Annotated in this window: 9 protein-coding genes and 1 pseudogene; 5 read left to right on the forward strand and 5 right to left on the reverse strand. The window is 62.0% G+C overall.

Annotation, left to right across the window (positions count from 1 at the left end):
• Positions 1-494: 494 nt before the first annotated feature.
• Both NJC38_RS19710 and NJC38_RS19715 read right to left on the reverse strand, forming a co-directional pair.
• Entirely contained in the window at positions 495-2,255 is a 1,761-nt protein-coding gene (locus tag NJC38_RS19710; protein ID WP_253116724.1) for a S8/S53 family peptidase, read from the reverse strand.
• Positions 2,256-2,351: 96 nt separating this feature from the next.
• Positions 2,352-3,401 (reverse strand): annotated as a pseudogene (locus NJC38_RS19715) (TonB-dependent receptor); the annotation flags it as partial.
• Positions 3,402-3,657: 256 nt separating this feature from the next.
• On the opposite strand from NJC38_RS19715, the gene NJC38_RS19720 reads away from it, so the two are divergent.
• From NJC38_RS19720 to NJC38_RS19730, 3 genes are all read left to right on the forward strand, one after another.
• Entirely contained in the window at positions 3,658-3,993 is a 336-nt protein-coding gene (locus tag NJC38_RS19720; protein ID WP_253116726.1) for a helix-turn-helix domain-containing protein, read from the forward strand.
• 359 nt (positions 3,994-4,352) lie between these two features.
• Positions 4,353-4,664 (forward strand): hypothetical protein, encoded by a 312-nt coding sequence (locus NJC38_RS19725; protein WP_144403175.1) that lies wholly within the window; start codon positions 4,353-4,355, stop codon positions 4,662-4,664.
• A gap of 233 nt (positions 4,665-4,897) precedes the next feature.
• Positions 4,898-5,662 (forward strand): hypothetical protein, encoded by a 765-nt coding sequence (locus NJC38_RS19730; RefSeq protein ID WP_253116728.1) that lies wholly within the window; start codon positions 4,898-4,900, stop codon positions 5,660-5,662.
• Between the two features lie 19 nt (positions 5,663-5,681).
• Here the strand turns inward: NJC38_RS19730 and NJC38_RS19735 are convergent, their stop codons facing one another.
• Positions 5,682-6,539, reverse strand: a complete 858-nt coding sequence (locus NJC38_RS19735; RefSeq protein ID WP_253116730.1) for a sensor domain-containing diguanylate cyclase — start codon at positions 6,537-6,539, stop codon at positions 5,682-5,684.
• Positions 6,540-6,720: 181 nt separating this feature from the next.
• Positions 6,721-7,443, reverse strand: coding sequence for a pirin family protein (locus tag NJC38_RS19740; RefSeq protein ID WP_253116732.1), 723 nt, complete (start codon positions 7,441-7,443; stop codon positions 6,721-6,723).
• Between the two features lie 247 nt (positions 7,444-7,690).
• Here NJC38_RS19740 and NJC38_RS19745 point away from each other — a divergent pair, with 247 nt between their 5' ends.
• Entirely contained in the window at positions 7,691-8,641 is a 951-nt protein-coding gene (locus tag NJC38_RS19745; protein WP_045481713.1) for a GlxA family transcriptional regulator, read from the forward strand.
• Between the two features lie 203 nt (positions 8,642-8,844).
• Complete coding sequence (locus NJC38_RS19750) at positions 8,845-10,317, forward strand: winged helix-turn-helix domain-containing protein (protein ID WP_045481710.1); 1,473 nt, start codon at positions 8,845-8,847, stop codon at positions 10,315-10,317.
• Between the two features lie 131 nt (positions 10,318-10,448).
• On the opposite strand, the gene NJC38_RS19755 is transcribed toward NJC38_RS19750, so the two are convergent.
• Positions 10,449-13,214, reverse strand: a complete 2,766-nt coding sequence (locus NJC38_RS19755) for a winged helix-turn-helix domain-containing protein (RefSeq protein WP_253116734.1) — start codon at positions 13,212-13,214, stop codon at positions 10,449-10,451.
• Between the last annotated feature and the right edge of the window lie 15 nt (positions 13,215-13,229).

Raw genomic sequence — 13,229 nt, forward strand, 5'->3', positions numbered from 1 at the left:
GAACACCATGGCGTGATCACGTGGTTTGAATGGGGGGCGGGCTTTGCCCGCCATCGCGGAATCTATCCGCGATGGCATTATAAAATGCCCATTCATCGGGGGATGATGAAAGACAGTTGGCTCCCACCGTATTTCAAGGCAGAACCGGGTGGGAGCGGCCGTATTTGAGATCAGGATCGAGGTGGGAACGACCTTGGTCGTGAAGGCTGTTTTCTTGGCGCTACAGGGGCTATCGGGATTGGCCTATTCACGAGCTGGCTCGTTCCCACAGTATTTCAAGGCAGGAACCGGGTGGGAGCGGCCGTATTTCAGATCAGGATCGAGGTGGGAACGACCTTGGTCGTGAAGGCTGTTTTCCAGGCGCTCCAGAGGCTATCGGGATTGTTCTATTCACGAGCTGGCTCGTTCCCACAGTATTTCAAATCAGCAAGCGTGTGAGCATGCCAAGTCGCTTTAACTCATCGGCACCAGGCAGCTTGTTTTTTAACGGTCTGTCAGCGCACCCGCTCACGGCTCTGCACCGTAAGGTCCAGAGCCTGCTGCATGTCCAGGCGTGCCGAGCGGCCAACGTCCTGGTTGTCCAGTTGGTAGCTGCGTTCGGACGGCAGGATCGGTGCGGTGAGGTCTTCGGCATCGGTGGGCTCGAAGTCGTAGTTGTCACCGATGGTCATCGAGCTGCGGCGCAGCAGCATGCGCAGTTGCGCCGGTTGCAACTGCGCATTGATCGACAGCATGGTCGCCACAAGGCCGGCGACCATTGGCGTGGCATAGGAGGTGCCGCAATGCACGCTACCGGTCTGCCCGGCGTCGCGGGTCGAGGCATGGGCGCAGGCGGCAGCGGTGATGTCGACGCGCTTATCAATGTTCGATGAACTGCGTTTGACCGCATAGCCAGGGTCTTGCACGGCCAGGCCAGGCTGCTCGCTGCGCTGATGGCCGCCGACCACCAGCAGTTGTTCGGTGACGAACGAGGAGGGCAGGCGGTATTCGTCGGTGCTGGAAAACGACGAGCCGTTACCCGCCGAGTTCACCACCAGCACGTCCGGGTGTTCGCGGCGCAGCCAGAAGAAGAACTCTTCGAGCAGCTCTTCATAACCACTCATGGCCAGCCCCGAGCGCAACAGCGAATCCACCTCGGTGCCGTCCACGGTCTTGGCCCCGACCCGATGAATGCCCCAGCTCCAGTTGAGCACCCGCACGCCGTCTTCGACCAGGTTCACCGAGGCGGCGATATTGGCGGTGATCCCGGCATCAGAATTACGCTCCACGATCACCTCGAAACCGCCGGAATGCTTGTCCAGGCTGCGCAACAGGCCGGTGTTGCCGCCGTTGTCCCAACCTGCAGCGAGAATCCCCGCCACGGTGGTGCCGTGGCTGTCCGGCTTGCTGGCGTCACGGGCATAGACGCAGGTGCGCGGCAGCGCGCAGGCGCCGATATAGTCGCTAAAATCGGCGGTGTCGAAATCCACACTGCGCTCGATCAGGCCGATGCGCACCGGTTGCGGCTGGATGGGCGACTGGCGGCCGGGGATGCGCCGCTGGTAGTAATTGACGGCATCGACAAAGCGATTGGCAGCCCACTCGTCCGAGTCCGGCGCGGGTTTACGCGGTTCTTGCCGGCGTACCGGCGGCTGTTCAGCCTCCTCGGCAGCCGACTCTTCAATCACCACCGCATCGACACTGATCTCACTGCCCAGACGCAACACCAAGGCATCGCGCTGCACCAGATCGGTGGCGGGCAGGCGCAGTTGATACAGGTTGAGCGGCGCAATGCTGCCGACCACCGTAGCGCCATATTTGTCGGCCAACTGCTGCGCGGCCAGGCGGCCATCCTGATTTTCTTCGATCAACACGCTGACCAGATTCACGTAGGTGGTCAGGCCATCCATGTTCTTCGCCACTTCATCCGCTTTGGCTGCCACTACATGACTGTTGCGCAGGGTCAGCCAGGCCGCATTGCTGGCCCGCGTGCCGTCTTCCAGCCACAGCGGGCCGCTCTGCCGGCCATGGCTGTCGAGGGTCAGGCGCAGGTTCTGGCCGTCGCGTTGCACCGCGTTTGCCGGCAGGCTCTGGCCGGCAAGTTTCAGGCTGGGCGTGTGCTGTGTCATACCGCGCACGGTCAGGCACCAGGTCTGGCGCTGGCTGTCGAGCAGATCGCCGCAGCGCGCCAGTTGCTCCAGGCGCAAGGGTTCTTGGGCCACAGCCATACCGGACAGTGCAAGAAAAGTGGTCAGAGCGGCAGGGCGCAAAGGCATGGCGGAGTGTCCTGGATCAGCGGGGTGCTGTTCGGACTGCGGGCATGGCGGGTTTGTTCACTGCCCAGTGGCGCTTCCTTGCGCCGGGCAAGAGGCTCAGAAGCTGTATTTGGCGGTCAGCATCAGGTTACGCGGTGCGCCATAGGTGTCGCCGCCGTAGGTCACTGCGTTGGAAATCGACGCATAGTATTTACGGTCGAAAATGTTGTTGGCGTTCACTTGCAGGTCCAGGTTCTGGTTGACCTTGTAGCCGGCCATCAGGTCGGTCAGCACGTAGCTGCCTTGTTCCAGACGGTAGTTGCCGTTGAGCACGGCGAAGTCGTTGTACATGCGGCTCTGCCAGGACAGGTTGCCGCCCACGCGCAGTTTTTCCAGTTGGCCCTGGAACTGATAACGGGTGGTCAGCTTGAACAGGTGTTCTGGAGTGTCGGTGTCGAAACGCTGGTTCACGTTCTGCGGTGCGGCGTCATCCTTGATGGTGTGCACGCGGGCATAGGTATAGCCGCCGCCGACCTGCCAGTTTTCGGTCAGTGCGCCTTGCAGTTCCAGGTCGATACCCTGGCTGCGCACTTCGCCGGAGGCTTCATAGCAGGCCGATTGCGGGCAGTTCGGTACGAACACCTGCACCGCACGGTTTTGCTGGTCGACGCGGAACAGAGCCAGGCTGGCGTTCAGCGCACCGTCGAAGTACTCGCCCTTGATGCCGATCTCGTAGTTCTTGCCGACTATGGGCCGTACCGGGGTGCCGGAGGTATCCAGCGAGCTTTGCGGGGTGAAGATATCGCTGAAGCTGGCGTATACCGAGTGGTGCGCGTCCAGGTCGTAGATCAGGCCGGCGTAGCGGGTGACGTTGCGGGTCACCTTGTAGTCGCCGGCGCCGCTGCGGTTGTCGTAGTCGTACCAGTCCAGGCGGCTGCCCAGAATCAGCTTCAGCGGGTCGGCCAGGTTCAGGCGAGTGGTCAGGTACACGCCATCCTGGGTGGTGATGTTATGGCTGTCGTTGGTGCGCACGAAATCCGGCTTGGCGCCATCGAGCGGCCAGTAGAGGTTGTACGGGCTGTAGTTGTGAGTGGTCCGGTCATAGACACGCTTGCTGGCGCCGACCACCAGCTCATGAGTACGGCCGAAGGCGTCGAACGGGCCGCTGACCATCGGGGCGCGACAAGCCCCGCCGTTCAGTGCGGGGAAGGATAGCGCGGACGGCTTAGCCGTCCCTGGCGGCAATGGGGTGTCTGCTGCTGTTTGATGGACGCACCGCCACAGGATGATGCGCAGTAACACGGTGACACAGATGCTCTTCTACGGCGGTATTTCGTTACAAAGACCCCATGGGCATGCACCTTGAAAACACCGTGCCATCCGCGCCTAATGTCGTCTTCATTGCTCATGGCTCAAGAGCAGCATGCAACGACTTCAAGCCTTCAAGTACGAACTCATGCCAGACGGCTGGCAGGAGCGGCAAATGCGCCGCTTTGCGGGCTCCTGTCGCTTCGTCTTCAACAAGGCGCTGGCGTTGCAGAAGGAGCGCCACGAGCAAGGCGAGAAGAAGCTCGGCTATGCGGGCCTGTGCAAGTTGCTGACCGAATGGCGCAATAGCCCGCAAACCGCATGGCTGGCCGATGCGCCTGTTCACCCATTGCAACATGTTCAGGTGTGTGGGGTGTGGTTTCGAAGGCAACGCCGATGTGGTCGGCGCGATGAATGTACTAAGGGCGGGACACGCCCGGTTAGCCTGTGAAGTGAGCGCAGAGGTCATGGCGCCAGCAGCAGGAACCCACCGAAGCGACTTGGGGCGGCTCGATGCCGCGCCTGAGCGCCGTAGGAATCTCTGGCCTTCAGGCCGGGGAGGATGTCAACGTCCAGGCCAGCCATCGACGAGCCCCAGAAGTAGTTTGTCTTGTCCTTCTGGTGCGAGAAACCCAGGGTCAGAGTGCTGTAAATGTTTGTAAAAAGCCGCGCTGAGGGCTGGTAGATGAGAGGCCGGAGCCGTCGGGAATATTGACTGGCAAGGGGGCAGCTATCTTCCGGCGATGGGCATTTTTATCCGTTGCGCGATAACATCCGTACTCAAGGCCAGACTGGCGGACAAGGATCATCATGCGATTTTTAAAACCGTTATCAATGGCCGCGCTGCTGATTATGGTGGTGGGGTGTGGGCAACAACAAAGCGCGCCTTGTCCTGAGGCCGGGCAGGATTTTCTAGAGAAATCGATTCGCGCCTACTTCGACAGATTTCCTCCCAAGGGTGGAGGGGAGGGCGTCAGGATTCTTTCAGATGCCACTTACAACCCGGCCCATCGGCTCTGGTCAGTTTCTGTTGATGTGCCTGACAACAAGTACTATGCGATGGTGAGTTGCAACGGCCATACAGAGCTGTCGTCAAGAGCGCTGTCTGAAACGTCTCGCTAGGATGCCACACAGCATTTAAAGAAATCGCAGAGGCATTCCCCGCAATTGATGCCGATTCATGTTGATTTCCAGACAGCAGCGAGTCGGTTCAAGGGCTCAGCAAGCGGGTACCCGTAGCGAGTGATGCGTGCCCGTTCCGCCCGATAAGCTCGGGTCTTTTTTACTGTCTGCGTCTGGCCAATTCGTTGCGGTTAAGATGGCGGTCTTTCCATGTCTGGTTCGATGTCTTGTTGATGACCGCCTTCTACCTCAAATTGCTCATCACTCCCACGCTGATGCTGGTCATCTCTCTGGCGGCCAAACGCTGGGGTACGCATATCGGCGGTTTACTGTCCGGGCTGCCGATTACTTCTGCGCTGGTGATGCTGTTTCTCAGTCTTGAACAAGGCGCCGGGTTTGCCTTGCAGGCGGTGCCGGGGGCGCTGGCCGGGTTGGCGGCAATTCAGGCGACTTACCTGTTTTACTTTCTGGTGACCCGTAAAGTCGGGGCCTTTATCGGCTGCATCACGGCACTGATGGCTTATGCGGCGACCGCTTTGGCAATCAGTGGTGTGGGCGCGCCGCTGGTGTCGATCATTGCCACCTTGTTGTTGGTCGCGGCGAACATCGTGCTCACGGGTAAAGAGGCGCAGACCCGCAAGGCCAACTATGTAGCGCTGCCGCGGTGGGTCATTCCGATGCGCATGCTCACCGCAACGCTGTTGTTACTGGCAATTACGGCCAGCGCCGAGTGGCTGGGCCCTGTGATCAGTGGCTTGCTGGCACCGATCCCGGTGATTGCCTGGCCATTGGCAGTATTTGCCCATGTGCAGGGCGGGCGCTATGAACTGGGCGCCATCGTGCGTGGCAACGCCATCGGCGCGGTGGGCGTGGTGGGCTTTTACCTGGCGCTGCAGCACTCGATTGTGCAATGGGGCGTGGGGGCGTCGCTGAGCGTGGCGGTGGTGTTGGCGGTGCTGGTCACGGTGGGATTGGCCCGGTTGGTCAGGACGCGTTAGCAAGTCGTGCCTTGGATATTCATCTGCCGCGCTGGCGCTTGACCCGATACATCTCTGCATCGGCATGACTGAGCAGCGCATCGGCGTCGGTGCCATGCTCGGGAAAACGCGCCACGCCAATACTGCACGACGGCATTTGCAGATCACCAAACTCTCGCCCCAGCGGTTCGGCCAGGGCGCTGATGAGCTGCGCGACTTTCGCTTCGATACCCTCCCCGCAATGGACGTTGGTCAGCAGCACGGTGAATTCATCGCCACCCATGCGCGCCACCGTGTCGCTCTTGCGCGCGCAGTCTTGCAGGCGCCTGGCAATCTCGCAGAGCACCTGGTCACCGACGGCATGCCCATGCACATCGTTGATGGCCTTGAAGCCGTTGACGTCGAGAAACAGCAAAGCCACGGTATTTTCATTACGCTGTGCTGCGTTCAAGGCTGTCTGCAGCCGGTCGGTGAACAATGCCCGGTTGGTCAGCCCGGTCAACGGATCATGGTGGGCGAGAAAACGCAGCTGTTGCTCGGCCTCGGCCAGTGCGGTGACGTTGCGGGCCACGCCGATGCGCGCATCGAACTCTTCAGACCAGAACGCTGCCCACAGAATCGACACCACGGCGCCGTCCTTGCGGATGTAGCGGTTGCGAAAGTCGACGTGCGGCAGGCCGTTCATGACCCGTTCAATCGAGCCGCGCGTGGCGGGCACGTCGTCAGGGTGCAGGTAGCCGGTGATCAGGGTGCCGATCAACTCGTCGGCCCGGTAGCCCAGCAATGCTTCGCAGGCATCGCTAACGAACACGATCCGGTCGCTGCTGTCGACTACGAAGACCGTATCCAGCATCAGGTGGATCAGCCTGGGATAGAGCGTTTGCAAGTCGACGGGCATAGGAGAGGCAAGTCCGGTTCATGGCACTGGTCATCGATCTGACCGGTCGGACAGGCGATGAGCCATCTTGCAGACTTCCAGCAGATCTGCGCAAGGCGGGTAACAAAAATTAAACGACAACGCCGCGTCAGCCGCGGCGTTGTGCCTGTTGCACCATGCAATTTGCAAGGGATCGGCCACCTTATGGACGCTGTGGACGGTCCTGGGCGCGCAGGTCGAAGACCAGCACTTCTGCATCTACGCCCTGGCTGAGTTGCAGACGCTGTTCGTTGCGCACTTTGACCCCATCACCTTCGCCCAGGGCCTGGCCGTTGAGGACCACGCTGCCACGGGCAACATGCACGTAGGCGTAGCGGTCGGCGTCCAGGCTCAGCTCGGCAGACTCGGCACCGTCGAACAGGCCGGCATACACGTTGGCATCCTGACGAACCTGCAACGAACCTTCCCGGCCGTCCGGCGAGATGATCAGCTTCAGGCGGCCGCGCTTGTCTTCGGCGCTGAAGTGTTGCTGCTGGTAGTTCGGCGTGGCGCCGGCGATGTTGGGCACGATCCAGATTTGCAGAAAGTGCACCCGCTCTTCATGCGAGTGGTTGAACTCACTGTGCGCCACACCGCTGCCGGCGCTCATCAGTTGCACATCGCCTGGGCGGATCACCGAGCCGGTGCCCAGCGTGTCCTTGTGTTCCAGCGCACCTTCGAGCACGTAAGAGAAAATTTCCATGTCGCGGTGCGGGTGCTGACCGAAGCCTTTGCCGGCTTCGACGCGGTCGTCGTTAATCACCAGCAGATCGGAAAAGCCCATTTCGTCGGGGTTGTAGTAGTTGGCGAACGAGAAGGTGTGCTGCGAATTGAGCCAGCCGTGGTGGGCAGCGCCGCGGTCAGAAGCTTTGCGAAGAGTGAGCATGATGGTTCTCCAATCGGTGTCGGCCCTGGTGATTCAGGTGCCGATCTGTTGAGAACAAGATTACTGCGATCAGACTGTCGCAATAAGTGGCTCAATCATGAATGACTGTCGCTTTGCGGTTGACAGTTCTTTCCCCGTGTTGAATTATCTGGTAAAACGCTCGTTAAGAATTGTGTCCGTTTTTGGTCAAGTTGACGCGATCCAGACATTTATTGATGAGCACCGCTACCTCCATGATCCAGCCCTCATGAAAACCGTGGCCATGCTGCTGTTCCCCGATTTCCTGCTGCTCGATATGTCCGGGCCGCTGGAGGTGTTTTCCATTGCCAACCGTTACCTGGCGCCGGAAAACCATTACCGGATCGTGACCATCGGCTCCGAACCCGGTGCGTTGCGGGCTTCCAACGGGGTCGTGGTGCAGGCTGACCTGGCGATCGAACAGGCCAACGATGCCTGCGATCTGCTGTTGATTCCGGGCGGGCCGGGGGCTTATGACCGGCAGATGCCGCAAGTGCTTGCCTGGCTGCCGGAGGCAGTGCAACGCGCGCAGTGGTTTGGCTCAATCTGCACCGGGGCGTTCATTCTGGGCGATGCCGGGCTGCTCGATGGCTATCGGGTCACCACTCACTGGCACTATACCGAGCGGCTGATCAAGCGGGTGCCCAAGGCGCGGGTGGAAACCGATCAGATCTACATTCAGGACCGCAACCTGCTGACCTCTGGCGGCGTGACGGCAGGCATCGACCTGGCCCTGGCAGTGGTCGCCCGGGATCATGGCAAAAAAGTTGCCCAGGACGTGGCCAAGGTGCTGCTGGTGCTGATGAAGCGCCAGGGCGGCCAGGCGCAGTTCAGCCCGCTGATGACTGCCGTGGCCCCTCAGGAAAGTGTGGTCACCAAGGTGCAGAACCAGGTGCTGGAGCAACTGGGCGAGCCGTTTACCGTCGAGCGCATGGCGGCCCTGGCCAACATGAGCGCCCGGCACTTCTCCCGTTTGTTTGTTCGCGAACTACAGATGACACCCATGGAGTTCCTCCAGAGTGCGCGCATCGATTGCGCCCGCAGCCTGCTGGAAACCACCGACCTGCCGCTCAAGACCATTGCTTATAAAAGCGGCTTTGGCAGCGTGCGGCACATGCGTTCATTGTTCAGCGCCCGGTTGGGGCTGACGCCTAATCAGTATCGCGAGCAGTTCAGCTAGCGGTTGAACACTATCGCCACACAAACTCAATGCGTTCAGCAGCCGTTCAGCCAGCCCGGTGTCCGGATAGCGCACCGGATTGACCGTATCGGGCCCCCCGGCGCGGTTGTCTCACGCGCTGTGGCTGCGAAGATTAACACTGGTTAATTCTTCAAAGTCAGGTGCTGACCGGGCGGTTCCCCGTGCAGCGCGCGGGAGTGCGCATGAACAGTCTGAACAATACCTCCGGCGACGCGGTGCTGCTGTTCGGTCCCTATGCGTTGCACGTGCGTCAGCGGCAAGTCATGCGCAGTGGTGTGGCGTTGACCCTGGGTGGGCGCGCCCTGGATATTCTTCAGGTGCTGGTCGAGCAGGCCGGTCAAGTGCTCAGCAAACAGCAGATCATCGAACAGGTCTGGCCTGACTCGGTGGTCGAGGAAGTCAACCTGCGGGTGCACATCGCTGCATTGCGCCGCGCCCTGGGCGGCGGGCGCGATGGCCAGCGCTACATCGCAACCGTCGCGCAGCGCGGCTACAGCTTTGTCGCGCAGGTTTCGCAAGGCGAAGATGCCGGCTGGTCGACCGGTGAAGTCGTGGCGCAGCATAACCTGCCGGCCATGCTGACCCCGCTGATCGGCCGCAATGAACAAGTGGCCAGCCTGGCCCGGCAGTTGTCTGCCCGGCGCCTGATAACCCTCACTGGTCCGGCGGGCGTCGGCAAGAGCCGGCTGGCGTGTCGGGTCGCTGAGCTGCTGGTCGGGCATTACCGGGATGGGGTGTGGCTGCTCGACTGTTCCAGCGCGGCGCCGGAGCAACTGCTTGAGCAACTGGTGGCCTTGCTGCAACTCGAGGCGGCGGGTCGACCCGCGCTGGATGTGCTGGGCGAAGCCTTGGCCGTGCGCCAATGCCTGTTGATCTTCGACAGCGCCGAATGCCTGCCCCACGTCTGCCGCCAGTGGGGTGAAGGCTTACTGGCGCAGGCACCGCAACTGACGATCCTGGCCACCAGCAGGCAGCCGTTGTATGCGCGTGGCGAATACTGTTTGCCGGTGCCCGCACTGGAGGTGCCGTCACGTGCCGCCATGCACGACCGGCAGCAGGTGCTGGCCTGCTCGGCCGTGCAGTTATGGGTGAGCCGGGTGCAGGCGTGTCAGCCGGATTATCGGCTGCGTGAACAGGATCTGAGCGCAGTGACCGAGATCTGCCGACAGCTCGACGGCCTGCCATTGGCAATCGAACTGCTTGCCTCGCAGCTTGATGTATTCGCGCTGTCGGGCCTGCGTGCGCAAATGAGCAATGGCCAGTGGCTGCTGAGCCTCGGTCGTCGCACCGCCGTAGCCCGCCATCAGTCACTGGGCGCCGCGCTGGACTGGAGTCATGCGCACCTGAGCGAGCAAGAGCAAACCCTGCTGCGCCGCCTGGCGATCTTCGCCCTGGACTTCACCTGGCAAGCAGCAAGCGCAGTGGTGTGTTGCGAGGATTTCGGGCCGGATCAATTGCGCAATGTGCTGGTGCTGCTTGAAGCAAAGTCGTTGTTGACGGTGAGGGTCGATCACCAGACCGTGCGTTATCGCTTGCTCAATACCGTGCGGGTACATGCCTTGCGTCGCTTGCAGGCCTGTGGCGAATATCCGGCGTTGCAGGTTTGCTACGAGCGTTACATGGGATACCCGCAATACAGCCTGGCGAGCGCGTAGGATCGCCGCCCGGCGCCCCGGTCTGCTCGCGAAGAGGCCAGTAAAAGCACCACATCTGCTGTGACCTTACCGGCCCTTTCGCGACCAAGGTTCCACCGAGGTATGCAGTGCCTAATTGACCAGGATTGCCGCTAAAGCGGCTCCTGCAAACTGTGCAGCAGGCTTGTGACCAGCCGCTGTTCGGCCAGATCGCAATCGGCCTCGCCGCTATTGAGCACCTGTTGCAGCACCTCTACGGCCTGGGCAGGGCGCTGCTGGCGCAACCATAACCGTGCCAGGCTCAGCGCGCAGCGCAGCTCCCAAAGCACAGCGCCTTGCTGGCGGGCGAGGTCCAGCGCCTGTTGCAGTTGATCCTGAGCGATTTCATCCGGTTGCTGCTGGGCATGACAACGCAGTATTTCAGCGGCGCACCAACCCGCTTCGCCACTGCGCGCACGTTCCAGTTGCCGGGCGTCTACCGTGCCGCCGCGCAGGCTCAGCAGAATGTCGCGCAACAGGCCGCTGGCCGGGCTGGCCGGCTGGACGGGCAAGTCGAGCAGACGGGCGTAATGCTGGGCCCAGGTGTAGAACAACAACACCGAATGCTTGTGGGCATGCGCATGCAGTTGCCGGACCCGTTGGTGGGCCAGTTGAGTTTGTCCTTCGGACAAGGCGATGGGGCAGCCGGCCAGCGCCAGGGTGTAGCAGATCGACAGGCCATGGTCGATCTGCAGGGCAATCTCCAGTGCCTGGTTTGCGGTACGCCGGGCTTCGGCGGGCCTGCCTTGCAGCCAGAGAATTCGTGCCAGAATCGTCAGCGCCGCCACACTTTGGTCGTACTGAATGCCAAAGCCATGGCTGAAGCGGTTCAAGTGTCCGCTGTGGCTCAGGCGCTGCAGGGCTTGCTCGGCGCACTGGCGTGCCTGGGTCTGCTGACCGCTGTAGTGCAGGGCCAATACTTGCAGACGCAGGGCGCTGAGGTCGGTGATCGGCGCGTCGCCCAATTGCTCGAACTGCTGGCTCTGCAGCACCGCCGCCTGATAATCACCGCCGCACAGATTGACCGCTGTGAGCCCGGACACCGCACGTAACCGGCCGTCGGCGTCACCGGCCTGATCGGCCAGGCGTCTTGCTTCATTGAAGGCGTCGACGGTTTCAAGGCTGGCGCCGCGGCTGTGGTAGCTGTAGTTGCCCAGCGCCAGGCGCAGTTGCAATTCCAGTGGCGGGCATGGCTGGTCACTGTGTTGCAGCGCTTGCAAGGCCTTGCGCACGTACACACCGTGCTCCTTGAGCAGCGACAGTTCCTGCCACAGCGGCGCCGAGTGCGCGACCAGTGAAATCGCCAAAGCTTGCGGACCCTCGCCATTCAAACCCCAGTCGAGCACCTCGCGAATGTCCTCCAGGCTGCGGGTGTAGCGTTGCATCCATTGCCGGGTGGGCAGGTTGTGCCAGTCGTGGCGCGCCTGCTGCATCAGCGCCAGGCAGTGCTCGGCATGGCGTTTGAGGGTCTCGGGCAGTTCGTTGCGCTGGCGCAGCTTGGCCAGCGCGTAATGGCGGGTGGTGTCGAGCAGGCGGTAGAACACCGTTTCATCACCGGCCTCGACGCTCAACAGCGATTTGTTGGCCAACTGGCTGATGGTATTGCACAGCAGCGCCGCCGACAGCGCCGGGTCGCCAGCCACTGCCAGCGCCGACTCCAGGCTGAAGCGGCTCTTGAACACGGCCAGCCGGCACAGGCAGAGCTGCTCGGCCGGTTCGAGCAGGTTAAAGCTCCAGTCCAGGGTCGCCAGCAGGGTCTGATGACGGCCGGTGCTGTCCGGGTGAGCGGTGATGCTCAATCCCACACTGTCCTGCAGTTGGGTCTGCAGGTCTTCCAGGCTCAGGCTGGCCAGTTGCGCGGCGGCCAGTTCGATGGCCAGCGGAATGCCCTCCAGCCGGCGACAGATGTCACTGGCCAGCGCCAGGCTGGCCGGGCTCAGGTCGAAATGCGCCTGGCTGTGCATGGCGCGCTCGACGAACAACTGCAAGGCGGCAAAGCCCATGGCTTCGACCTGGCTGGTCAATTCGGTAGGCGGGCAGGCCAGGGCATCGAGGCGCTGAATGACTTCGCCCTCGGCGCGCAGGCTCTCGCGGCTGGTGGTGAGAATATGAACCTGGGGTGCGCTGCGCAGGAGCCGCTCGCAGAGTACGGCAATCGCATCGATCAGATGCTCGCAGTTATCGATCACCAGCAGCAGTTGGCGGTCGCGTAACCAGTTGCACAACTGGCCCAGTGCGTCGCCGTCGGCCGGGGCCTGATCGAGCAGCGCAGCCAGTTGTGCGGCGACCAGCAATGGGTCGCTGAGCGCGGCAAGGTCCAGCCAGCGGATACCGTCGCGGTAATCACCGACCAGCGAGTGTGCAACGTGCAACGCCACGGAGGTCTTGCCGATGCCGCCGGGGCCGGTGAGGGTGATCAGGCGTTGGCTTTGTAACTTCACCGCCAGGGCCTGGACCAGTGGCTGGCGGCCGATCATCCGTGCCTGGCGCGCCGGCAGGTTGTGGTTCAGATGAATCGGCGTGTCGCTGTCCGGGCCGGGTGCGGGCTGTTGCAGGCGCACCACCGGCGCGACCAGGCTGTAGCCGCGCTGGGCCACGGTGACGATATACCGCTGGCCGGCCTGGCCATCCCCAAGTGCCTTGCGCAGCGCTGCCATATGCACGCGCAGGTTGCTGTCTTCGACCACGCTGGTGGGCCAGACCCGGCTCATCAGGGTCTGACGGCTGACCACTTCACCGGGGTGTTCGAGCAGCACCAGCAGAATGTCCAGCGCCCGGCCAGACAAACGCAGCGGCTGGTCGGCATCGAGCACCAGGCGTTGCTCGGGGTAGATGCGCAAAGGCCCTAACTGCAGGGGCTGCTCATGGGTCGATGGCATCAGCGCACTCCTTGG

It is taken from the genome of Pseudomonas sp. 21LCFQ010, assembly GCF_024129905.1.
GTDB lineage: Bacteria > Pseudomonadota > Gammaproteobacteria > Pseudomonadales > Pseudomonadaceae > Aquipseudomonas.

Coding starts and splice junctions, on each gene's coding strand:
- NJC38_RS19710 (WP_253116724.1), bottom strand. CDS start 2,255: ATGCCTTTGCGCCCTGCCGCTCTGACCACTTTTCTTGCACTGTCCGGT.
- NJC38_RS19720 (WP_253116726.1), top strand. CDS start 3,658: ATGCAACGACTTCAAGCCTTCAAGTACGAACTCATGCCAGACGGCTGG.
- NJC38_RS19725 (WP_144403175.1), top strand. CDS start 4,353: ATGCGATTTTTAAAACCGTTATCAATGGCCGCGCTGCTGATTATGGTG.
- NJC38_RS19730 (WP_253116728.1), top strand. CDS start 4,898: ATGACCGCCTTCTACCTCAAATTGCTCATCACTCCCACGCTGATGCTG.
- NJC38_RS19735 (WP_253116730.1), bottom strand. CDS start 6,539: ATGCCCGTCGACTTGCAAACGCTCTATCCCAGGCTGATCCACCTGATG.
- NJC38_RS19740 (WP_253116732.1), bottom strand. CDS start 7,443: ATGCTCACTCTTCGCAAAGCTTCTGACCGCGGCGCTGCCCACCACGGC.
- NJC38_RS19745 (WP_045481713.1), top strand. CDS start 7,691: ATGAAAACCGTGGCCATGCTGCTGTTCCCCGATTTCCTGCTGCTCGAT.
- NJC38_RS19750 (WP_045481710.1), top strand. CDS start 8,845: ATGAACAGTCTGAACAATACCTCCGGCGACGCGGTGCTGCTGTTCGGT.
- NJC38_RS19755 (WP_253116734.1), bottom strand. CDS start 13,214: ATGCCATCGACCCATGAGCAGCCCCTGCAGTTAGGGCCTTTGCGCATC.